Genomic DNA, 21882 nt, shown 5'->3' with positions numbered 1-21882 from the left:
CCGTTAACTTTGTCTATGTTTACAACTCGCTCTCTAATTCACTACCGCAATGATCGCAGTAAAGCGCATTATTTTCATGGCCTACTTTCAAGCAGTTACTACAACGCCTTAGGTCTCGCGTGCGGCCAATTTCTTGGGATATCTCCGCAGTTAAAATACCCGTTGGAATGGCAATAATTGAGTAACCCAACAGCATGGTAAATGCTGCAATAGCCTGCCCTAGTGGTGTGCCAGGGGTAATGTCGCCATAGCCCACAGTCGTGATGGTCACAATAGTCCAGTAAATCGACTTGGGAATAGAGGTGAAGCCATTATCCGGCCCTTCAACCACATACATTACGGCACTCAACACCACAACAATCAAACTGACCGAGAAAAAGAAGATAAATACCTTACGACTCGACTGCATCATGGCACGTAGCAGCAGATTACCTTCACTTAGATACCGCAGTAGCTTCAATACTCGGAAAATCCTGAATAGACGCAGGATCCTAATGACCATAGTGAAGCTTGCACCAGGGAAGAACAGCGCTAAATAGGTCGGTAATACCGACAACAAGTCCACTACACCATAAAAGCTTCTGGCGTAACTGAGCGTCTTGGCCGAGCAATAAAGCCTAAGCAGATACTCAATGGTGAAGATAATGGTAAAGCCCCACTCCAAGATGACAATGATGTCACCATACTGCTCATGAACTGAAGCCACGGTATCAAGAAAAACAAGCAACACACTCATCACGATACAGATCATTAAAGTGATATCGAAATAACGCCCCGCTGGAGTATCGGTTCCAAAAATAACTCGGCGTAATTTTAGTTTAAATAAACTTTCTGGCTCTTTCTCTGTTGCCATTGCTACAGCAATTCCTTACAAAAAGTGACGAAGAAATCATCGACTTAAACTGACGAATCAACGTTTTAAAATAGATAATATGAATAGTGTGACACGCATAGGGTAAGAGCTCAAAAATAATCTTTATCTTTGCCGTCAACACCCGTGCCATTTTAGGGTAAGATAAACTCTGTCATTCATCGATATTTAGCTCTTTCGCTCAAGGTTATCCATGCGCTTTATTGTTTTATCACTCAGTTTGTTGATGCTTATCTCTAGCACGCTTTTTTCTACCGCGTCCTTCGCAAGCGCGATGAGCAGCGGTAAAGCCGACCTTGTGGTCGTCACCAAGTCAGAAGCAAGCATGGCTCTATTACGCCAAGGAAAAGTGCTCAAGAAGTATCGTATTGCTATGGGTGATAATCCTATTGGACATAAACTGACAGAAGGCGATCAACGGACCCCCGAGGGCCGTTACCTATTGGACTATAAAAAGTCTGACAGTGCGTACTATCGCGCTATTCGTATCTCTTATCCCAACGATGAAGACCGCCTGCGCGCCGATGCACTCGGTATTAGCCCTGGTGGACAAATCATGATCCACGGTGAAAACCCCAACTCTAGCCTAAGCCCAGAAGAAGCCCAGATGTATAACTGGACCGATGGTTGTATTGCGGTCACCAATGCTGAAATGGATGAGCTTTGGCGAGCGATCGATGAAGGCACACCGATAGAGATCTGGCCCTAAACACTTTTACTCTGTTCCAATTTTACAACCTGATTTAGGGCCTCTTTTTATTAGAGGTTCATTTTGCTATAAGGCGTCCTATGACATACCAAGAATTAATCCGTAGCTGGCCTACATTTAGCCAGCGGATACAAGCATTTGTCCAAGAGTTAGGTCTGGACTCACTCGCGCTCGAATGTGATCACACCGCCCTTCGCGTCAATAGCACAGAGGCGGCTGATGAACTACGTTGTGGATTTGAAAGCACTGGGAAAGTCATTTCAGACAACATGATTAACGGCCGACCGATTTTGATTATCGAGTTACACCAGCCATTAATGATGGGTACAAGCACTATTGAGTGTGTCGAGCTGCCTTATCCAAGTGACAAAGTCTATCCGGTCGAAGGTTGGGAACATATTGAGCTAGTGCTAGATTGCGGCGCTAAAGATTGCGACACACTGAGCCAAGCTCTACTTGAACAAGCACCACAGCTAGCACCAGTGTTAGCCGGCGAGACAGATATAAAAGTTAAACTGAGCTCACCCAAAGGTGATAAAGAGCGTCTTCCAAATCCGACCATTGCCTTTAAGAAACAGGGAATTTGCGTCAAGGTACACGCTCACGGTATTAAAGCGGTTATTGCTTCGGAAACGGAATAAGACGTTAGGTTCTGGGTTCTGGGTTCTAGGTTCTAGGTTCTAGGTTCTAGGTTCTAGGTTCTAGGTTCTAGGTTCTAGGTTCTAGGTTCTAGGTTCTACAAAGTTTAAGTCAATAAAAAAGCGCAGCTATCGAAGCTACGCTTTTTGAGAAATCTAAACTTATTAAAATGCTGTTACCTGCCAACAATAGACTAAAGCAGACTCAAAAATGATTAATTGTACATCTCAGCCTGCCACAGCCTTTGTTTAGCCTAAATCAGGGGAGCTTGGTTAATTTTAGACAACGATTGATTAATATCGAAGATCTGGCCACGGACCTCATTGATGCCCATCTCTTTTAAACGAGCGCTATGCATAGCAAGGTAAGCCTTTGCAGTTTGTTCATCCTCAAATAAATATATGCCGCCACCGAGTTTGTTTGCCGCACTTTCAGTCCAAATCTTCCAGATCAATCCGGGCTCTTGATTAATAGATTGCGCCAGTCCTTGAAGCACCTGTGCCATCTCTTCTCCAAAAGGCCCATTAAACTCAAAATCAACTTGCAGTAACTTATTCATTTTAGCCATCCTATTTTTCCAACCATCTTGTTTATTTATCGAGAAAACACATGGCAAAGGTTCACCTATTTTCTCGGAATTAACGGCATGATACTCTCAATAAATAGACACTAAAGTTCATAATTTTGCGAATTACTGTAGATAGAATAGACCGATGAGACTTAAGACAACCTTAGAACAGTGGCTGACACTATCTGAAATCGATAAAGCAGGTAGCATACAAGCCGCGGCTGCAAGACTTAATAAAAGCCATACCACACTTATCTACGCCGTAAAGAAGCTAGAGGAACAGCTTAGTATCACACTTATCAAGGTTGTTGGGCGCCGCGCGGTACTCACCGACGAAGGCAAATCTCTACTGCGGCGCGCTCAATCTATGCTTGAACAAGCCAAAGCACTGGAGCAGCTTAGCTCTCAAATAGCTCAAGGAGTGGAGTCTCAATTAGTGGTAGCCATAGATCATCTATGCGATCGTGCATGGTTATATCGACCCATGGCCGAATTTTTTGAATTAAACAACGCGACCTCGATACAGATTGTAGAGACCTCACTGTCCAAAACCAGCAGTATGGTGACAGAAGAATTGGCAGATATCTCTATTATCACTCTGCCCATTACTAATTACCCATCAGAAAGCTTTGCCATGGTGGACATGTATCCGGTTGTGGCTAAAGGTCACGCCTTAGCCTCAATAACCAAACCCTGCTTAGCCGATCTCGCCGCAAACAGGCAAATTGTTATTCGCGATTTAGGCAATGATCTTTGCTCAAGCAAGTGTCCTGACTTCGAAACAGCACTCGAAGACGCTGGTAAAAATAGACTCAAGGAGAAAGTCAGCACAAAGCTGAATCAAGATGTCGGTTGGTTAAAATCGAATCAGCGCATCACAGTTGATAACTTTGACCATGCTTGGGACGCAGTAAAGCTAGGAGTGGGCTATAGCCGTTTACCCAAACACGTTATCGATAAGTACAATAATGAGGATGTGGTTATTCTTGATATTGAACATGCTCACAGCTACCAAGTCCCACTGCACCTGACATTACCCAAAGGTGTTAAAACAGGGCCTGCGGCTATGCAGCTGTATCAACTACTGTTAGGAAGTAGAGTGAGCTAACATATAGATAGCCAAGAAAATATAGGTAAATATTCACTAGTCTGAGCTCAGTAATTTTTTGCCACTCCTTGCTGTAACTATAGTCCTTACAAGTGTTGCTTAAACCAAGAAACTATCTCTTGGTTCGCTTGTTCTTTATTGTGGGTTAAGCCATGATCATCCCTATCATAAACCACCAGCTTATGGCTCAAGTTATGCTGTTTCAACTTATCGGCCAAGATGATTGAATGGCTGACATCGACTCGCCTATCATCGCTGCCATGTAGCAACAGGATCGGTACATTAGTGGGTAACTTATCTACCCATTTAATCACCGAGCGTTTTTCAAGTTCGCTAGTTTTATTTTGTTGATAGTTTGGAATACGCTTTTTATATACACGCTCCATATCAGGACGCTGGCTAAGACCAGCTAACAGATCAGAGTTCCCTGCTACCGTCACTACCGCTTTAATATTTTCAACCTGCTTTAACACCAAATAGCTTTGCATTCCCCCTCGGCTCCAACCAAACAGGCCAATACGTTTTGGATCAACCCCCACAATACTTGGGATGTAATCAATTAAACGAATCACATCTTGTATATCTTTACCACCAAACTCATCTTGAGGTTGCTTAGCATAATATCCTTGGAAGCCATATTTCGAGTCAATTTTATCGCTAAATGTGCCACGATATTGGCTACCGAAAATGACAAAACCTTGTTCAGCTATCGGAAATAAGGTCTTAAACATAGATAAAAAACGAACACCACCAAAATTCCCATTGCCACCTCGATTAAAAATAACAACGGGTAATGATCGGGGCATGTGTTTAGGCTTAATAACGTAGCCTTGCACCGGAACACCATCCACGTCATAGCTAAAGGTTCTGCAAGTTAGTTTTTTATAAGTATCGAACTTTTCTTTTGAATAGCGTGATTTAAACAAAGCGAGCGATTTATCAACTGCCGTTTCTGCATGATATGCCTGTTTAAACCGCTGTCGAGTATGCTCCACCCACAAGTCATACTCAGAATATGACTCATGAAAGCAGTCTTGCTCCTGTGTAACTAAGGGGTGCTGTATTAGCATAGAAGGATTTGTACTAAACGGAGCAAGAACAAATAGAGAAAATGTTAATGCTGTAGTTGTTAAAAATAAGCTCACTAAACATTCCTTTTTAGTTAGCGCACAACACAATATCAATGACTAGGAAAAATTCAAAGCACGCTTGTTTTTGCCAAAATAATTAACACTTTGCATCAAGGCATAAATAATCAGCACTGAAGAACAATTAATGATGCTAACCAAGGAGAGCACCACTTCAATTAGGGAAGCGAACTTCATTGAGAAACTATCAACTCGATAGGTTAAATAAATCATAGGTAACTGCATAAAAATCGCTGTCAGCCAATTAAAAGGAAAACGAGGCAATAAACGGCGATAAGCACTGACCACCAGCAATGCTGGTAGCAAAGCGATTAGATTATCTTGAACCAAGAGTAACAACCACTGAGGACTATTCTCAGTTAAGTTCTCAGTGGCAATTAAGAATTGCAAGGTAAATGATAAGCTTGCGGATAACTGAAAAATATAAAACGTGAGTATCGCTAATATCAGGCCAAATGCTAATGCGGGTATGTATTTCACCTGTAAACCCTTTAAGTCAGAAAGCAATTTAATACATACTCTTGATTTGCTCCAAAGAGTGTTCGTTTATCAGCAATGCAGCCCACTGGCTTTCTAAATCCACATTGTAACTAGCCTCAACTAATACGAGTTCTTCATCTAGTACCACCGTATATGGTAAGGCTTGATACGCATTGGCAAAAAAGCGTTCTTGCAAAGGCTTTTCTCCTTCAGTTGCTAGCCAAACAGCCCCTGTAAATCCCGCTCTTTCAATCATTGCCTGCACTGCTGATTTATCATTATCCAACGCTAAAGCAATTAGGTTAACTTTCACCTCATTATTAGCGCTCAACTCTTCTATTTTTTTCAATGAATCGAAACAGGGAGCACACCAAGAAGCAAAGAAATAAATAACCGTTTTTTGCTGTTTTAACTCATCGAAAGACCTGTCATTACCCGTTGAGTCAATCATTTCAATTTGTTGAATAGGCTTGCCTATATAAGCTAGCGAACTTGCAACCTTTTGTTCCCAGCTCTGCGCAGAAATATTACCACTAAGCAATATCAAAAAAATCAATATACAGTGTTTCATTTTTATCTTCCTTGATTGAATTTAAACTCTAAATAATGGCAAAGATAATAACAATGCTTTCCTATCGTGACAGTCTGAGCCTAAATACTAAAAGTTAAACAAACAGACTCACGCCCAAATAGCTTTATGGATAATGGCAGTCTATCTAGATAGTTTTAGTATTTACATTAGGTTTTCATGCCTAGGTAGAAGCTTATTCCGCCAATAACTAACATTATCAGTAAGATAAACTCACCTAAGAGGGTCGCATTGATGCTCATTTGCAAATTCCCTTTTGCCGTTTTTGTTATTATTGTCGTAAACAGGTTAACTGAAATTTGTCTTTGACTTCAAACATATTGTTTAATTACTAGCCAAGATACAGACAAAAAAGCCCCGTCTAAATGACGAGGCCTTGGTAATCGGGGTTTAAAAAATTAATATTCAAACTCGAAATTACAGCGTTAACAAGTAGTCCAATCCACCCGTTATCGCAGCGACCTGCGCCAAAATGCAGTTCTCATCGTCCACCAGCGGACTATCTGGATAAACTTCAGTGGTGGTGACATATTTGGCATCTGTCACGCCCGCGCAAAGGCCTAGCGCTTTGGTAGCATAATTAATCACGCCAAACTGCGCTAAGTCGACACCAATTAACTTACCGTTTTCATCGGCGGGGGCAATATGAGTTACCTGTTCTACCGATTTAATCATTGCCGTTTGAAACGCAGCTTGCGGGTTGATTGTGTCACCAACTAAGTAAAAACCATCTGGAATGTTCCAATTGGTGTGCTCCACTGCGTCACGCGCTGCCAATGCAGGCCTAAATTCGCTGTTATCGGTATCAGTAGTTTCATGCAGATCGATATGGGCAAAAAACTCAACTCCAAGCTTGGCTAATAGCGCCATCAAGGCTGCAGATTCTTCAGCAGGACTGTCTTGATAGAAAGAGCGATTTGGATCGACTGCTTTAGGGTTCCAACGGTTAATGGTCTCAAAGCCCCATGGACTGATACAAGGCGCTACTAAAATATTAAAATGATTTGCATATTCAGCCGCTTTGGTTTCAACGAAGCGAATCGCTCCCTGCACGCCACTGGTTTCGTAGCCATGAACGCCACCTGTAACGAGAATTGTTGGCTTAGTCATATCCCAATTTAGTGACTTAATCGCAAACAACGGATAACGCTCAACATCGTAGGAAAGTGCACCATACTGCTCAACCTCAAAACGCTCCTTTAGCGCGAGGATCTTAGCTACGACTAACTCTTGATAGGAGCGTTTGATCTCTTGAGCATCAAACCATTGGGCCTTTTCGGACTCGCCCCACTTTTGACCCTTTACACCAATTGAATATGCTTGCTGATCCATTATTATTCCTTTTGACTTGGTTTTCGCCCCAAGCTCTTCTATACCTAATAACTAATTATCAACTGCCATCTAACCTTATAGCTAAACAGGCGAAATTTAATTGCCCGAAAGCATAAACGTGATATTCATCGATATCAATGCAGTTGTCTGGATTAGTTTTCATGGCGTTCGTTTTATCAAATTTATAAATACGATATGACGCGCATTACCTAGCAAGGAGAGTTGGTATGACAGCCTTAAGACACGGATTTACCATCGGACTAGAGAGAATGAACGATGAATTCTTTCTCACCCTCAAAGCAAAAGGCAAACTCACCCATAGTGATTACCTCGCCATGACACCAGTAATCGACTCCGCGTTAGCGGAAGTCAAACACCCCAAGATTAAAGCACTTTTCGATGCGACTGAGCTTGAGGGGTGGGAGCTAAGCGCGGCATGGGATGACTTTAAGGTGGGATTAAAGCATGGAAATCAGTTCGTCAAGATTGCGCTTTATGGCAATAAGGGGTGGCAAGAACTTGCCGCAAAAATTGGTAATTGGTTTATCGCTGGGGAGACCCGCTACTTTGACGATGAGTCCAAAGCCCTAGCCTGGCTTAACCAGTAGCGAGGAATCAATCGCATTGAATCAATACCGCAGATAATAAAGCCAGCACCCGCCGGCTTTATTATCAGCAATTTACCGACCCGCTAGTGCTCTGGCTGGCGGGGTCTGGCTAGCTTTCCAAGCCGGATACAGGGTCGCGATAACGCTCATGACAAAGGCTAGCAATATCACAGTCATCACATCACCGCCTTTAAGCTGTGAAGGTAAAAAGTCTATAAAATAGACATCGGCCGATAACAACTGGATACCAAACAGCGACTCTATGCCGCGAGCAATGGCACTTAAATTCAGCGCAGTAATCGTGCCTAACACGCCGCCGATAGCGCAGCCCAACACGCCATTAAACGCTCCCTGAACAATAAAAATTAACATCACTGAGGCTTTTTTCATGCCCATGGTGAGCAAAATCGCGATTTCTGACTGCTTGTCTCTAACCGCCATCACTAAGGTTGAAACGATATTAAAGCAAGCCACGGCAATCACGAGAGCGAGCACTAAGTACATCACCATTCTGACCAACTGAATATCTTGATAAAGATGACCCTGAGTACGAGTCCAATCTGAGATATACACATATTGCTGCTGGCTATAACCTAAATCCCGAATAAGCCTTGGTGCGGCAAACACATCGTCCACTTTAATCCGCACGCCTGACACACTATCACCTAACTTCAAGGCCTTTGCGGCATATTGCATCGGGATATAGGCGGTGCTCATATCAAGCTCTCCCCCTAGCTCAAAAATCCCTGAGACCACAAAACGATAGCTCTTTGCCGCACCTATCTTACTCTGTGACTGGCTGATATTAGGCATATACAGGCTAAGGGACTGACCAACTTTTAAATCGAGACTCTTGGCTAAGCCTTTGCCTAAAACAATATTATTACTGTCTTGTTGAGCAAGGCTATGCCAACTATCAGCCGACATAAATTGCTTAATATTAGAGACTTCTTCCTCACTATCTACATCGACACCGAGTACGGTTATGCCTTGAAAGCCACCAACTTTTTGCACAAGCCCCTGCATACGCACAAATGGCGCTGCGGCTAAGATCCCTGGCACCTTGTTGGCATCATCTACGATAGATTGCCATTGCCGTATAGGTTCATTCACACCAATAAGTTCACCATGGGACACGACCCCTAATAGTCGCTGCTCTAACTCTTTCTCAAAACCGTTCATGGCCGACAGCACCACGATAAGTACCGCCACACCTAAGGCAATTCCTGCCGTTGAAGCGAAGGAGATAAAACTAATAAATCGATTCGATTGGCGGGCAAAATAAAAGCGCCAGCCTACCCACATCGCTAACAACGCTCTCATGCGTTAAGCTCCTCGGCTTGCACTAGACGACCATCTTTCATATGCAACTGCCTATCCATTCGCGCAGCTAAGCTTTGATCATGGGTAACCACCACAAATGCAGTACCAAGTTGAGCTGCAAGCTCGGTGATTAGCTCATAGACGGCTTCACCGCTATTCGCATCAAGGTTCCCCGTCGGCTCATCGGCTAACACCAACTTAGGATCGTTAATCAATGCTCTGGCAATCGCCACACGTTGACGCTCACCACCAGACATCTCTGCCGGAGTATGGCTCAACCTATGACCCAGTCCTACTCGCTCAAGCAGTGATTTGGCTTTAGCTTCTACCTGCTTACGTCGCTGACCTTGAATAAGTGCTGGCATAGAGACGTTTTCAAGGGCTGTAAATTCAGGCAACAAATGGTGAAACTGATAGATAAAGCCCAAGTGCTCATTTCGCACCTGCGCTTGACGCTGACTCGACAGCTTATAAAGATCTTCACCAAGCATAGTGACACTGCCGCTACTAGGGCTGTCTAGCGTCCCCATAATATGCAGTAATGTACTCTTACCTGAGCCAGAGCTGCCAACAATCGCCAACTGTTCGCCTTTAAAGACTTGCAGATCGACATCATTTAAGACCTGAGTATCGACCGAGCCTTCTTGGTAACGCTTGCTCACATGACTGACTTGCAGCAGTAATTCTTGATTCATTTTTAACTCGCTATTCGTATCTTGTTCCTGGCTTACTCATAAAGCCGCATTCTCGCAAAGCCGCTTGCTCGTATCCTTGCCTACTTAATAGAACCGCTTATTCATATCTAAGTGCGGTCGCAGGCTGCACATGGGCGGCTCTTATTGCTGGATAAATGGTGGCAAGCAATGTTATCACTAGCGTGCCGACAACAATCCACGTCAGCTGGCTCACTTCAAGCTGTACAGGTAAGTTTTGACCCGCTCCTAATATTGAGATCCCAAGTGCTTGAGTAATTGTGTTTAAGTTAAGGGTGAGTAAAGTACCAACCACCACACCGGAGATGAGACCGATAACGGCATTTAACGAACCTTGGATCATAAAAATACCCATCACATTCGCTGTCGTTAAGCCTTGGGTCTTAAGCACAGCAACATCTGTGGTCTTATCAACGACCATCATCACTAAGGCCGATACGATATTAAAAGCAGCAACGGCAATAATCAGGCTAAGCATTAAAGACATCATGTTCTTTTCCATCTTCACCGCACCAAAAAGATGCCCATAAGTATCGCGCCAGTCGGTAGTCGTCACAGGCATTGCAAATTGCGCCACCACTTCAGGAGCAATTTTGGCGGCATTAAAAGGATCGTCCAAATATAGACGTAGCTCTTTAACCTCTCCCGCCTTTTGGCGCATCAATCGCTGCGCATCATCATGGTGAACATAGGCCAGAGTCGCATCCACTTGTGAGCCCATCTCAAATACGCCAGCCACGGTGAACTTACGCTGACTCGGCACAGGGCCTAAAGGTGAATAAACTACGCCATCACCGCTGAGGACTCGAATTTTATCACCAGGAGCAACGTCGAGTTTGCGCGCGAGTTCGGCGCCTAAAATTATCCGATATTTACCCGACTCTAGTGCATCAAAGTTGCCTGAATAGACGCGTTTAGTGGTATTGAGCAGGGCTTTTTCTTGATCAGGATAGATACCATAGACTTGAGCAGCACCAATATTGCTCGGAGACTGCACCATAGCTTGGGTCGATATACTCGGCGTTGCACCTTGAACCCCAGGCAATAGGTTTAACTTGTCAACTTGCTTTGACCAATTATCGATTGGCGTTTGCGAATGCACGGTTAATTGTGGCACCGCACCTAAGATCCGCTGTTTAAGCTGACTCTCTAGGCCATTCATCACCGAACTAACAAGGATCAAGGCTGCCACACCGAGTAAAATACCAGAAACGGAAAAAAGAGTGATAAACGACGCAAATGCGTTAGCTTTACGGGAGCGCCAGTAGCGGTAACCAATATAAAACGATAATGAAAAATTCATTAAGAAACCCAAATAAAATCGACTTAAGCTGAGCGCAATAACGATTAATATAACGCCATCGAAGTCACTGCCCTCTCCTGCAAAAACAGGATAAGGATCCACTCAGCAGTTCACAAAAAAGCCTCAATTTCCTCTCGATACTAAGACATTTGTGTGTCTAACCTTGCTAAATCATAAAGATGCGCACGATAATAGGGGTATTAGCCCCCTAAAAACAAGAGGCAATACCCTTGTTAACTGACTCTACCGCCTATTTTAGTATTAATCACCCATTTGATGTCTACTTGAGTCCTTGGGACAGTGCTAAACCTCTGCCGTTAGTCGAGCAGCTCAGCCTTATGCTGCCGACAAGCTTACAGCTGATTAGTGATGTAAAGGCTCTCGAATCAGATTGCCTGTTACAATTGCGCCACCTCGATGACGATGCCAAAACCGTGGTGGAGTTTTTAAAACTGCAATCGCGCAAAATCGATATGGTGTTACAACACATCATGGCGAAAGAGGAGTATGAAGGTACTCACTACATCGGCAAACAGTTTGGTGGCAGTGGCATTACTCTTGTTAGCCCTACTCCCCTAGAGCTAGGACAGGTGTTTCAGGTGACACTGCATATTAAAGAGGAGCTTGTCGCCTTGCTCTGCTTTGCAAAAGTCATAAGTTGCTCACTACTCGAAGCTACGGATACACAATCAACTACGCAATACGCCGTGGAGCTGAGCTTTTGCGTTATCCAAGAGAACGACGTTGAGCAGTTAGTCAAAGCTAGCCTGACTCTACAGCAAAAGCAGCTAAAGCTACGACAGTTATCTCGCTAAGCCAAAAAGAATTTTCACTGGCATGAGCTGAAACAAGCCTCTACAATACTTAGCAAGTTTACTGCTATTGGACTTGTTTCCTCGCCTTAATGAATGCTTTCTCTGTATTGACTCCACCAGCGGTCAAGAGTGCCAAATTGGCACAAACGCTGTGTACACTCGGCGGCGCAGCCCAAGCGCTAACCATCGCAAATATTGCCAAGCAACATTTAGGTGTCACCTTAGTGGTGACAGCTGATACGCCCAGTGCAATCACTCTTGATGCAGAACTAAGTTACCTGCTCAGTGAGCAATCAATACCGATTTGGCTTTTTCCCGATAGAGAAACACTTCCTTACGACAGCTTCTCGCCACATCAAGATCTGGTCTCCCAGCGCTTAGAAGCGTTATCACGTATACCTCAGGCTCAACACGCAGTTGTCATTGTCCCAATCACCACCTTGATGGTGCGCCTACCACCACAATCGTTCCTGACGGGTAACGTATTGATGCTGGAGAAAGGCGATAAGTATCGTCTGTTAGATGTACGCGAGCAGTTAATTAACACAGGCTATCACGTGGTTGAGCAGGTCTATGAACACGGCGAGTTTGCCGTGCGAGGCTCAATTATCGATATTTTTCCTATGGGTTCGAGTCAGCCTTATCGCATCGAGTTATTCGATGATGAAGTCGAAACCATTCGTCATTTTGATCCAGAAACTCAGCGCTCTAGCAAAGAGATCAATGCTATTCGTCTGCTTCCAGCGAAAGAGTTCCCTACCGATGATGCCGCGATAGAAGGCTTTAGGCAAAGGTACCGCCGCCGTTTTGAGGTATTGGTTAAAGAACCTGGCTCGATTTATCAGATGGTCAGTAAGAAAACCATGCCTGCGGGAATTGAAAACTACTTGCCACTGTTTTTTGATGAAACCGCCACCCTTTTTGATTATCTCCCAGATAATACTCAGCTAATCACCTTAGGTGACATTGAAGCGGCCACTCACTCGCACCTTAATGAGGTTGAAGTTCGCTACGAAGACAGGCGCGTAGACCCATTAAGGCCACTACTCACGCCACAAGAATTATATCTACTGACAGAGCAAATCTTCGCATCTTTTAAAGGCTTGCCTCGCTTTGGACTTAAAGATGAAGCCTACACGGGTACAGCATCGCATGCCAAAGCCAGTAAACTGCCAGATCTCTGCGCCAACCATAAGCTCAAACAACCTTTGGTTGAGCTTGAGAAATACGCCACACTCGGCGAGCGTATGCTATTTAGTGCCGAATCTGAGGGGCGCCGAGAGGCGCTGCTAGAGCTGCTTGCTAAGATCAACCTCAAGCCTAAACAGTTTAGCCATTTCGATGAATTTGTCGCCAGCAAGGCAAAACTCGGCCTGATTGTTTCTCCGCTAGCCCATGGCTGCGTGATTGAAAAGAAAACCGGTGGCAAATTTGCTCTTATTTGTGAAACGGAACTATTTGGTCAACGCATCTCTCAACGTCGTCGCCGTGATAAACAGCGCCAGATCAGCTCCGATGCCTTAGTTAAGAACCTTGCCGAGCTAAAAGTAGGCCAACCCATAGTCCATCTAGATCATGGTGTGGCACGCTATCAGGGTCTAGAAACTTTAGACACAGGCGGCTTAGTGGCCGAGTATTTAGTCCTTGAATACTCAGGTGGCGATAAACTCTATGTGCCTGTTGGCTCACTGCATTTAATTAGCCGCTACAGCGTTGGCCCCGATGAGGAGGCAACCCTTAACAAGCTCGGAAATGAAAGCTGGGCCAAGGCGAAGAAAAAAGCGGTTGAGAAAATTCGAGATGTGGCCGCGGAGCTACTCGATGTCTATGCCCGCAGACAGGCTCGTCCCGGTGAGGCTTGTCGAATAGATCAGGAAGAGTACGCACTGTTTGCCAACAGTTTCCCCTATGAGGAAACCGTTGACCAAGAGACAGCCATTGAAGCAGTACTGGAAGATATGCGCTCGCCAACGGCGATGGATAGATTAGTTTGTGGAGATGTGGGCTTCGGTAAGACCGAAGTCGCCATGCGCGCCGCCTTTGTCGCCGTCAATGATGGCAGACAGGTCGCCATCTTAGTACCGACTACTCTGCTCGCTCAGCAGCATTACGAAAACTTTAAAGACCGCTTCGCAGACTGGCCATTTAAAATTGAGGTGATGTCTCGTTTCAAGACTGCGAAAGAACAGACTCAAGTGATGAAAGATCTGCTCGATGGTAAAGTCGATATCGTGATTGGTACCCACAAGCTGCTGCAATCGGAAGCCAAGTTCGAGAATCTCGGCTTGCTCATTATCGACGAAGAACACCGATTTGGCGTAAGACAGAAAGAGAAGATCAAAGCCCTCAGAGCCAATGTCGATATCTTAACCTTAACAGCAACGCCTATTCCGCGAACATTGAATATGGCAATGTCTGGCATGCGCGACCTGTCAATTATCGCCACCCCGCCAGCTAAGCGACTCGCAGTGAAGACCTTTGTCAGAGAGTACGATGAAGCAACCATTCGTGAGGCTTTGCTACGTGAAATATTAAGGGGGGGTCAAGTTTACTTTCTGCACAATAGTGTCGAAACTATAGAGAAGCGTGCAGCAGAGATCAGTGAGCTGCTACCAGAGGCACGCGTGGTGACCGCCCATGGGCAGATGCGTGAACGTGAACTTGAACGAGTGATGTCTGATTTTTATCATCAGCGCTTTAACGTATTAGTCTGTACTACCATCATCGAAACAGGTATCGACGTGCCATCGGCCAATACCATTGTCATTGAACGCGCTGATAACTTTGGTCTGGCTCAGCTACATCAGCTACGCGGCCGCGTGGGACGCTCTCATCACCAAGCCTACGCCTATTTGATGACCCCTCACCCCAAACGTATGACTAAAGATGCCCGTAAACGTCTAGAGGCGATCGGTGCATTAGAAGATCTTGGAGCCGGCTTTATGCTTGCTACCCAAGACTTGGAAATTCGCGGTGCCGGTGAGCTACTTGGCGATGAGCAGAGCGGTCATATCTCCAAGATTGGTTTTACCCTCTATATGGAGATGCTAGAAGATGCAGTGAAGTCGCTTAAGCAGGGAAAAGAGCCGTCGCTAAATCAGATGCTACGACATCAGTGTGAAATTGAACTACGCATTCCTGCGCTACTGCCTGAAGATTACGTTGGCGATGTGAATATTCGTCTCTCGCTGTATAAGCGGATCGCTAACTGTGAAACCGCAAAAGCACTCGATGAGATGAAGGTCGAGTTGATTGATCGCTTCGGTATGTTGCCCGATGCGACCAAAAACTTGATGGAAATGACACTTTATAAGCATTTGGCCACACAGTTAGGCTTAAGAAAAATCGAAATGCACGCTAAAGGTGGTAGTATAGAGTTCGGTGAAAACAATCAGGTTGATCCAACCTTTATCATCGGTTTGCTACAAAGCCAGCCACAAGTATATCGAATGGACGGGCCCAATAAGCTAAAATTTGCTATGCCTTCTGAAACAGCTAAAGATAGGCTCGCATTACTCAAACTGTTAATTGAGCAGTTGTTTCAACATCGTCTTGGAGAATAATCGTGTTAAGACTATCTAAAAACAAGCTAAGCGCAGCTTTAGCTGTTGGCCTTCTATCCAGCTTATCTGTAAGCGTTAATGCTGCAGAAGAGCGTTGGTTTGAGGTTGAGGTCTATATCTTCGAGCGGGACGTTCCAACCGTAGAGCAGTGGCCAACAGCTCCCGCAGAGACTCGCACACGTAAGACAGTCGACTTTATTACCCCTATGGTCAGCACCGATTTAACGGCTGTGAGTATGGGGCTGAACGGCTGCACCTCAAGCGATTGGGCAACCGATAGCGTAAACTGTAATGAGCAACTTAGCAGCGCGAATCATAAAGCCCTAGCCGATGTACCGATGCAGATTGCCGCTCCCGCCCCCGCCACTGCGCACCTTGGCGATGGAGCAGTACTGCTAGCCGAAAGTCAGAGCCAATTTAACGATATTATCGCGACGATATCTCGTGAAAAAGGTACCACCAGCCTCTTGCATATGACATGGCAGCAATCAATGCTGCCTCGCAACAGAGCGATTCCGGTCAAACTGTATTCAGGACACGACTATTCAGATGAATATGAGTTTAACGGTCATCCGATCAAAGTTCAGGAGGCCAGCTCAGAATTTGGCAACTTCGACTTTATGACAAGTCAGTTTGCAAACGACACTAATAAGCCAGTGTGGAAGTTTGATGGTACGATTAATATCTATCTGCAGCACTACCTCTTTATTGAAACAAACTTCACCTTGCGTGAAGAGGGCAACAAGACGGTTACCGTTGCACAAAATGAGCAGCTAACGACTCCAGAGGCAACACAGGCAAGTACGCAAGAGGTTACAACGCCTTACCTCTACGCTATTCCTATGGTGCAAAATCGAAGGGTGCGTAGTGATGAAGTCCACTATTTCGATCACCCTAAAATGGGTATGATCATTCAGATCAGAAAGATGGAGCACCCAAGCGCAAAGGTACCCAAGAGCAATAGCGTTGCCATGGAACCACTAACGACCTATTAAGGCTGCATAATTGAAAAATCGAGGTAGATCTCATCTGCCTCGTCCTCTTCAACAATCACGTCGTCCACCCGAGATGCTGGTGCGCCGATGTAACACCATCCAATGAGCTTGTCGACCGCGACTTCGCTCCCTTGAGCTAAGATTTGCACCGTACCATCGCTTAGATTACTCACATAGCCCGTGACCCCTAAAGTGTTCGCTTGAACAAGTGTATTCTGACGATAAGAAACACCCTGTACCTTCCCCTTCACTTGTATCATGACACGCTTCATAACCTATTCCTTGTACGAAAGACTCCACTCGCTAACCACCGAGTCCAAATAAAAATATTTCAGATTAAAAACAATCTCATTGGTATTAGAAATAACATAGCCTAAAGCACTGTCATGAGCAAAGATAAGCTCATATTTACAATCATATTCATCTACAATCGCCTAATCTCTGCTAGCAAGTTCGATGAATAGCAAAATCATGGCTCCAGCCAGCCGCTTGCAAATGCCACCCAATAAATTATCCCAAAAGTATAGGTATAAAAAACCACCAATAACCTAATGGCTATTGATGGTACTTAGAAAACTTAACCAACGGGACGAGTAGTCTTTAATCGTCTTAATAAGCTTAACCCATGGGACTAACTGTCTTTGAACTTTTTAATAAGCTGAAGCTGGGCCGCTAATGAGATAAACTTGTGCGACTGCTCATCATCCCACTCGACCGTATAGTAATCTTTTAGAGTCGATTCCACCTTCACATTGTCATTAACCTCGTCTTGGCGAGCCAAGATACACAATGCCTTACCTTTATTTAAGGCTCGGAAGTCTTTAACACACTTATTGGCAATATCGGCATACTCTTCAGGTCGGTCAATTTTTCCGGCCATGTTATCTTGAGGAAGCAAATTAGGATTAATCAGCACCGATTTAATGCCATTTAAGAAGCCTATGCGCTCAGCCCAATATCCGCCTAAGCCCACGCCCAAAATCAGCGGTGATTCATCATCTGATGACGCGATCTGCTTGCTGACCTCATTCAAGAGGTACTGCATATCATTTTTAGGATGCAAGGTACTGTAACTGACCAAACGTACGTCATCATCAATAAACTGTAACTGACGCATTTTGTCATGATTACCGGGGCTTGTTGCATCAAACCCATGAAGATAAAGGATCATTATCGTCCTCCAAAAAATTTTATGTATATAATCAACTGCTAACTTAGCAAGCCGAACTGGTATCTATGTTGCGCTAAATCAAGTTTTGAGCAATGGCTTTGGCACGCTCCCAACGCTCATTATCTTCGAGTGCTTTAACCACTCTGGCTTGATCGGGTTTTAATAAATTAGCATTCAGTCGGTTATTATCAGTCGGCCAATCTACACCCTTTAGCACCTCTGTCGCGCCTTTACTGTCGTTACAAACTAAAATCATATTACACCCAGCATCGAGCGCTGCTTGTGCCCTAGCTGTGTATCCGCCAGCTACAGCGGCGCCCTTCATACCGAGATCATCAGAGAAAATTACCCCATTGAAGGCTAGCTGTTTGCGCAGCACTTCTTGCAGCCAAAATGGAGAAAAGCCAGCTGATTTGCTGTCAACCTTAGGATAAATCACGTGCGCAGGCATAATACCCTGTAAACGGTCTTTACCGATTAAGGTCTTAAAGGGCTGCATATCGTTGGCAAAAATCTCATCTTGTGTACGTTCATCAACGGGCTTGGCAATATGAGAGTCCGCTTCTACGCTACCATGCCCAGGAAAGTGCTTACCCACTGCGCACATACCCGCCTGCTCCATGCCATCGATAAAGGCACTCGCCAGCTCGGCAACCTCCTCCTTGTCAGGACTAAAGCTTCTGGTACCTATCACCTGACTGACCCCATTTAAATCCAATACAGGGGCGAAGCTTAAGTCAATATCGACCGCAAGCAGTTCTATCGCCATTAAGTAACCTAGCTCGGTTGCCCAACGCTTGGCCAGTGCCATATCCCCTTTTGCTGCAGGAAGAATATCACCCATGGCAGGTAGGACGGTAAAACCATCTCGAAAACGTTGTACTCTCCCCCCCTCATGGTCTACCGCAATCAGGATATCGGGACGAATCGCACGTATTGACTTAATGAGGGTAATCAATTGAGCCCTACTGACATAATTACGACTAAATAAAATCAAGCCGCCTATCATGGGATGAGTTAACTGCGATGATTCCGTAGCGCTCAGCTCCGTTGACTCAATATCTAACATCAAATAACTCATATAACCCTCTAAATTTTTAATACCTTAAAGATCTCACCTAGCAAAGCTTAAAGAAAGCACTCTATGATTTGAATAGTTAAACCTTAAATAAATGCATGTTAAACAATAACTAGTACTGCTTTAAAAACAAAAAAATATCATTGCTGCAACCAAACTGTAATTAGATTATCTAATGCGTAGAAATTGCATACAAAAAACTAATGATCGAGAAAAAGCTAAAGTATGGGATACTTTTTAACACCAATTAATTCAAACGACTAAGATTAACATCAAGCATAGTATTTTCACGCCCAAGAAGTGAAATATACCAAGATTATGGGCATAGCTCCATTGCAGGCTGTCTTAGTGGGATTGGTCATAACTATAACGACTAGAGCAATAAAGGTTTAGCATGATTAGTGTATTCGACATGTTCAAAATCGGCATCGGGCCGTCAAGTTCTCACACCGTGGGACCAATGAAAGCAGGAAACGTTTTTATTGAGCAACTGCAAGAGTTAGGTCATCTCAACGAGGTTGATGAATTACGTTCTGAACTATTTGGTTCTTTAGGGCAAACAGGAGTTGGGCACGGCACTGGTAAAGCGGTCATTCTAGGCCTGATGGGAGAGGCTCCTGAAACGGTTGACACCGACAGCATCGATGCCATTTTAGAGCAAGTTAAGAATACTGATAAGCTCAAGCTTGCAACCGGGCGTGAAGTGCTCTTTACCCGTGCAAACGGCATTACCTATCACAGGCGTAAAAGCCTACCCGCTCACGCTAATGCGATGACCCTATATGCCTACAAGGACGGTGAATGCATCTATAAGCGTACCTATTATTCGGTCGGTGGTGGCTTCATTCTTGATGAAGATGAAATTCAAGCTCAAGACGCATCACCAGCAGCACCAATTAAGTCTGCCCCTTTTGATTTTAATTCGGCTCAACAACTGCTTGAACAGTGCACCGAAAACGGGTTTAGCATCTCATCACTAATGATGGCTAATGAACTTAGCATTGCCGAGGTCGATGATATCAATGCTCGTTTATGGGAAATTTGGCTGACCATGAAGACCTGTGTCGAACGTGGTTATCAAAAAGAGGGGATTCTTCCCGGTGGGCTAAAGCTTAGACGCCGCGCACCTTCGCTCTATAGACGCTTGAAAGCCGAAGGTAAAAACTGTGTCGATCCACTAACAGCAATGGATTGGGTTGATCTATTTGCTCTTTCCGTTAACGAGCAAAATGCTGCAGGCGATCGCGTAGTTACCGCACCGACTAACGGTGCAGCAGGCATCATCCCTGCCGTTTTATGCTATTACGATATGTTCGTGCAAGAGGTCGACCAAGACGTTTGCACTCGCTACCTACTGACAGCTGCAGCCATTGGTATTCTCTATAAGAAGAACGCCTCAATTTCTGGTGCCGAGGTTGGCTGCCAAGGCGAGGTGGGCGTAGCCTGCTCTATGGCGGCTGCCGGATTAACTGAAATCATGGGCGGCACCGTTGAACATGTTGAGAATGCAGCTGAAATCGGCATGGAACATAACCTAGGTTTAACCTGTGACCCAGTCGGCGGCCTTGTACAGGTGCCTTGTATCGAACGTAATGCCATGGGCGCAGTCAAAGCCATCAATGCCTCACGCATGGCAATGCGCGGTGATGGTAATCATAAGGTATCACTGGATAAGGTGATAAAGACCATGATGGATACGGGTAAAGATATGCGCAGCAAATATAAAGAGACTGCTAAAGGTGGCTTAGCCGTTAATATTGTTGAGTGTTAACCACACATTTTATCGTTACAGGCTAAGCCTCTCGTGATAAAACAAAAAACCTCGCTATTGCGAGGTTTTTTATTGGAAGCAAACTCTACCTTACTGGTAACTCGATATCAGTAAACATGGCCTCAATCAGCTGTGCATCTCTTAACGCTACCGCTTGCTCAACGACCGGACGAGTTAAATGCGGCGCAAAATGTTCGATAAAATCATACATATAAGTACGTAGGAAATTGCCCTTTCTAAAGCCTATCTTAGTCGTGCTATGGGCAAATAAGTGGCTTGCATCGATTGCCACCAAGTCTTTATCCATATGCTCATCAATTGCCATAGAGGCGATAACACCAACTCCCAAACCTAGTCTTACGTAAGTTTTTAATACATCGGCACTGGTCGCACTAAATACCACTCGAGGCTCAAGACCTGCGCGATTAAAAGACTTTTCAATTTCTGAGGCGCGATCAAAACCAAATACATAGGTTACTAATGGAAAACGGCCTAGATCTTCGATGCTAATATTGCTGCGTGAGGCGAGCGGATGGTCGCGCTTAACCACGATTGAGCGATTCCAGTGATAACATGGCAGCATGATTAAATCGCTATAAAGATGCATCGCCTCTGTTGCTATGGCAAAATCGGCTTCACCTCTTGCAGCAAGTTCACTGATCTGTGATGGCGTGCCTTGATGCATATGCAAATTAACTTTAGGGTAACGGTCAATAAAGCCTTGAATAATATTGGGTAACGCGTAACGTGCTTGAGTGTCTGTCGTTGCGATATTCAACTCACCTTGATCTGGCTTGGTATACTCTTCAGCCACTTTCTTGATACTTTCGACTTTACCTAAAATATCATTGGCAATACTAATCACCTGCTGACCTGCGGGCGTTACATGGGTCAAGTGCTTACCACTGCGCCCAAAAATCTGGATCCCTAACTCATCTTCAAGCATACGCACTTGCTTGCTTATACCCGGCTGAGATGTATACAGATTTTCCGCAGTAGCAGAAACATTGAGGTTGTGATTAACGACCTCTGCAATATACCTAAGTTGCTGCAACTTCATCTTATATCCTTCCAATGGGCAGGCTAAAAACCTGTCTA

Annotated in this window: 21 protein-coding genes; 8 read left to right on the top strand and 13 right to left on the bottom strand. The window is 44.7% G+C overall.

Features of this window, described 5'->3' with window-relative positions:
- Positions 1 to 19: 19 nt before the first annotated feature.
- The gene (locus K5Q92_RS03805) at positions 20 to 853 is read right to left on the bottom strand and encodes an ion transporter (RefSeq protein ID WP_220767727.1); all 834 of its coding nucleotides are present in this window, start codon (positions 851 to 853) and stop codon (positions 20 to 22) included.
- Positions 854 to 1097: 244 nt separating this feature from the next.
- Between K5Q92_RS03805 and K5Q92_RS03800 the strand changes: the two genes are divergently transcribed.
- On the top strand, positions 1098 to 1580 hold the full coding sequence (locus tag K5Q92_RS03800; RefSeq protein ID WP_259649481.1) for a murein L,D-transpeptidase family protein: 483 nt from the start codon (positions 1098 to 1100) through the stop codon (positions 1578 to 1580).
- A gap of 80 nt (positions 1581 to 1660) precedes the next feature.
- Complete coding sequence (locus K5Q92_RS03795; protein ID WP_220767725.1) at positions 1661 to 2221, top strand: VOC family protein; 561 nt, start codon at positions 1661 to 1663, stop codon at positions 2219 to 2221.
- 251 nt (positions 2222 to 2472) lie between these two features.
- Here the strand turns inward: K5Q92_RS03795 and K5Q92_RS03790 are convergent, their stop codons facing one another.
- Positions 2473 to 2778 carry a monooxygenase gene (locus tag K5Q92_RS03790; protein ID WP_220767724.1) on the bottom strand — a complete coding sequence of 102 codons (306 nt, stop codon included), beginning with the start codon at positions 2776 to 2778 and terminating at the stop codon, positions 2473 to 2475.
- A 154-nt stretch (positions 2779 to 2932) separates the two neighbouring features.
- Between K5Q92_RS03790 and K5Q92_RS03785 the strand changes: the two genes are divergently transcribed.
- A complete protein-coding gene (locus K5Q92_RS03785; protein WP_220767723.1) occupies positions 2933 to 3895 on the top strand; it encodes a LysR family transcriptional regulator in 963 nt (320 codons plus the stop codon).
- A gap of 86 nt (positions 3896 to 3981) precedes the next feature.
- On the opposite strand, the gene K5Q92_RS03780 is transcribed toward K5Q92_RS03785, so the two are convergent.
- The 4 genes from K5Q92_RS03780 to K5Q92_RS03765 form a co-directional block, all read right to left on the bottom strand.
- Positions 3982 to 5040, bottom strand: a complete 1059-nt coding sequence (locus K5Q92_RS03780) for a S9 family peptidase (protein ID WP_259649477.1) — start codon at positions 5038 to 5040, stop codon at positions 3982 to 3984.
- Positions 5041 to 5082: 42 nt separating this feature from the next.
- Complete coding sequence (locus K5Q92_RS03775; protein WP_220767722.1) at positions 5083 to 5550, bottom strand: hypothetical protein; 468 nt, start codon at positions 5548 to 5550, stop codon at positions 5083 to 5085.
- Position 5551: 1 nt separating this feature from the next.
- On the bottom strand, positions 5552 to 6094 hold the full coding sequence (locus K5Q92_RS03770) for a TlpA disulfide reductase family protein (protein WP_220767721.1): 543 nt from the start codon (positions 6092 to 6094) through the stop codon (positions 5552 to 5554).
- Between the two features lie 435 nt (positions 6095 to 6529).
- Positions 6530 to 7444, bottom strand: coding sequence for a M14 family metallocarboxypeptidase (locus tag K5Q92_RS03765; RefSeq protein WP_220767720.1), 915 nt, complete (start codon positions 7442 to 7444; stop codon positions 6530 to 6532).
- A 227-nt stretch (positions 7445 to 7671) separates the two neighbouring features.
- On the opposite strand from K5Q92_RS03765, the gene K5Q92_RS03760 reads away from it, so the two are divergent.
- Positions 7672 to 8052: an STAS/SEC14 domain-containing protein gene (locus K5Q92_RS03760; protein ID WP_220767719.1), complete on the top strand. Its 381-nt coding sequence runs from the start codon at positions 7672 to 7674 to the stop codon at positions 8050 to 8052.
- A 72-nt stretch (positions 8053 to 8124) separates the two neighbouring features.
- Here K5Q92_RS03760 and lolE read toward each other — a convergent pair whose 3' ends face one another.
- From lolE to K5Q92_RS03745, 3 genes are all read right to left on the bottom strand, one after another.
- The gene (gene lolE / locus K5Q92_RS03755; protein WP_220767718.1) at positions 8125 to 9375 is read right to left on the bottom strand and encodes a lipoprotein-releasing ABC transporter permease subunit LolE; all 1251 of its coding nucleotides are present in this window, start codon (positions 9373 to 9375) and stop codon (positions 8125 to 8127) included.
- Positions 9372 to 10070 (bottom strand): lipoprotein-releasing ABC transporter ATP-binding protein LolD, encoded by a 699-nt coding sequence (gene lolD, locus K5Q92_RS03750; protein WP_220767717.1) that lies wholly within the window; start codon positions 10068 to 10070, stop codon positions 9372 to 9374. The genes lolE and lolD overlap by 4 nt, the downstream gene beginning before the upstream one ends.
- A 97-nt stretch (positions 10071 to 10167) precedes the next feature.
- Positions 10168 to 11391, bottom strand: coding sequence for a lipoprotein-releasing ABC transporter permease subunit (locus tag K5Q92_RS03745; RefSeq protein ID WP_220767716.1), 1224 nt, complete (start codon positions 11389 to 11391; stop codon positions 10168 to 10170).
- A 230-nt stretch (positions 11392 to 11621) separates the two neighbouring features.
- Here K5Q92_RS03745 and K5Q92_RS03740 point away from each other — a divergent pair, with 230 nt between their 5' ends.
- The 3 genes from K5Q92_RS03740 to K5Q92_RS03730 all read left to right on the top strand — a co-directional run bounded on the left by K5Q92_RS03740 (position 11622) and on the right by K5Q92_RS03730 (position 16764).
- Positions 11622 to 12206 carry a hypothetical protein gene (locus K5Q92_RS03740; protein ID WP_220767715.1) on the top strand — a complete coding sequence of 195 codons (585 nt, stop codon included), beginning with the start codon at positions 11622 to 11624 and terminating at the stop codon, positions 12204 to 12206.
- An 89-nt stretch (positions 12207 to 12295) separates the two neighbouring features.
- Positions 12296 to 15769 (top strand): transcription-repair coupling factor, encoded by a 3474-nt coding sequence (gene mfd / locus K5Q92_RS03735; RefSeq protein WP_220767714.1) that lies wholly within the window; start codon positions 12296 to 12298, stop codon positions 15767 to 15769.
- A 2-nt stretch (positions 15770 to 15771) separates the two neighbouring features.
- Positions 15772 to 16764 (top strand): peptidoglycan binding protein CsiV, encoded by a 993-nt coding sequence (locus tag K5Q92_RS03730; RefSeq protein WP_220767713.1) that lies wholly within the window; start codon positions 15772 to 15774, stop codon positions 16762 to 16764.
- On the opposite strand, the gene K5Q92_RS03725 is transcribed toward K5Q92_RS03730, so the two are convergent.
- The 3 genes from K5Q92_RS03725 to nagZ all read right to left on the bottom strand — a co-directional run bounded on the left by K5Q92_RS03725 (position 16761) and on the right by nagZ (position 19016).
- On the bottom strand, positions 16761 to 17036 hold the full coding sequence (locus K5Q92_RS03725) for an acylphosphatase (RefSeq protein ID WP_220767712.1): 276 nt from the start codon (positions 17034 to 17036) through the stop codon (positions 16761 to 16763). The two genes, K5Q92_RS03730 and K5Q92_RS03725, sit on opposite strands and share 4 nt — an antisense overlap.
- Before the next feature lie 359 nt (positions 17037 to 17395).
- Positions 17396 to 17935, bottom strand: coding sequence for an alpha/beta hydrolase YcfP (gene ycfP, locus K5Q92_RS03720; protein WP_220767711.1), 540 nt, complete (start codon positions 17933 to 17935; stop codon positions 17396 to 17398).
- Positions 17936 to 18008: 73 nt separating this feature from the next.
- Complete coding sequence (gene nagZ / locus K5Q92_RS03715; RefSeq protein ID WP_220767710.1) at positions 18009 to 19016, bottom strand: beta-N-acetylhexosaminidase; 1008 nt, start codon at positions 19014 to 19016, stop codon at positions 18009 to 18011.
- Between the two features lie 391 nt (positions 19017 to 19407).
- Between nagZ and K5Q92_RS03710 the strand changes: the two genes are divergently transcribed.
- Complete coding sequence (locus K5Q92_RS03710) at positions 19408 to 20784, top strand: L-serine ammonia-lyase (protein ID WP_220767709.1); 1377 nt, start codon at positions 19408 to 19410, stop codon at positions 20782 to 20784.
- 85 nt (positions 20785 to 20869) lie between these two features.
- Here the strand turns inward: K5Q92_RS03710 and cysB are convergent, their stop codons facing one another.
- A complete protein-coding gene (gene cysB, locus K5Q92_RS03705) occupies positions 20870 to 21844 on the bottom strand; it encodes an HTH-type transcriptional regulator CysB (protein ID WP_220767708.1) in 975 nt (324 codons plus the stop codon).
- Between the last annotated feature and the right edge of the window lie 38 nt (positions 21845 to 21882).

The organism is Shewanella sp. MBTL60-007 (genome assembly GCF_019654915.1).
Classification (GTDB): Bacteria; Pseudomonadota; Gammaproteobacteria; order Enterobacterales; family Shewanellaceae; genus Shewanella.
This window is presented reverse-complemented; position numbering and strand designations above follow the sequence as displayed.

What these genes read in the sequence shown, in the direction of transcription:
- K5Q92_RS03770 (WP_220767721.1), bottom strand. Translation starts at nt 6,094, where the DNA reads ATGAAACACTGTATATTGATTTTTTTGATATTGCTTAGTGGTAATATT.
- nagZ (WP_220767710.1), bottom strand. Translation starts at nt 19,016, where the DNA reads ATGAGTTATTTGATGTTAGATATTGAGTCAACGGAGCTGAGCGCTACG.
- K5Q92_RS03795 (WP_220767725.1), top strand. Translation starts at nt 1,661, where the DNA reads ATGACATACCAAGAATTAATCCGTAGCTGGCCTACATTTAGCCAGCGG.
- cysB (WP_220767708.1), bottom strand. Translation starts at nt 21,844, where the DNA reads ATGAAGTTGCAGCAACTTAGGTATATTGCAGAGGTCGTTAATCACAAC.
- K5Q92_RS03745 (WP_220767716.1), bottom strand. Translation starts at nt 11,391, where the DNA reads ATGAATTTTTCATTATCGTTTTATATTGGTTACCGCTACTGGCGCTCC.
- K5Q92_RS03785 (WP_220767723.1), top strand. Translation starts at nt 2,933, where the DNA reads ATGAGACTTAAGACAACCTTAGAACAGTGGCTGACACTATCTGAAATC.
- K5Q92_RS03805 (WP_220767727.1), bottom strand. Translation starts at nt 853, where the DNA reads ATGGCAACAGAGAAAGAGCCAGAAAGTTTATTTAAACTAAAATTACGC.
- K5Q92_RS03725 (WP_220767712.1), bottom strand. Translation starts at nt 17,036, where the DNA reads ATGAAGCGTGTCATGATACAAGTGAAGGGGAAGGTACAGGGTGTTTCT.
- K5Q92_RS03710 (WP_220767709.1), top strand. Translation starts at nt 19,408, where the DNA reads ATGATTAGTGTATTCGACATGTTCAAAATCGGCATCGGGCCGTCAAGT.
- lolD (WP_220767717.1), bottom strand. Translation starts at nt 10,070, where the DNA reads ATGAATCAAGAATTACTGCTGCAAGTCAGTCATGTGAGCAAGCGTTAC.
- ycfP (WP_220767711.1), bottom strand. Translation starts at nt 17,935, where the DNA reads ATGATCCTTTATCTTCATGGGTTTGATGCAACAAGCCCCGGTAATCAT.
- K5Q92_RS03800 (WP_259649481.1), top strand. Translation starts at nt 1,098, where the DNA reads ATGCTTATCTCTAGCACGCTTTTTTCTACCGCGTCCTTCGCAAGCGCG.
- K5Q92_RS03760 (WP_220767719.1), top strand. Translation starts at nt 7,672, where the DNA reads ATGACAGCCTTAAGACACGGATTTACCATCGGACTAGAGAGAATGAAC.
- lolE (WP_220767718.1), bottom strand. Translation starts at nt 9,375, where the DNA reads ATGAGAGCGTTGTTAGCGATGTGGGTAGGCTGGCGCTTTTATTTTGCC.
- K5Q92_RS03765 (WP_220767720.1), bottom strand. Translation starts at nt 7,444, where the DNA reads ATGGATCAGCAAGCATATTCAATTGGTGTAAAGGGTCAAAAGTGGGGC.
- mfd (WP_220767714.1), top strand. Translation starts at nt 12,296, where the DNA reads ATGAATGCTTTCTCTGTATTGACTCCACCAGCGGTCAAGAGTGCCAAA.
- K5Q92_RS03790 (WP_220767724.1), bottom strand. Translation starts at nt 2,778, where the DNA reads ATGAATAAGTTACTGCAAGTTGATTTTGAGTTTAATGGGCCTTTTGGA.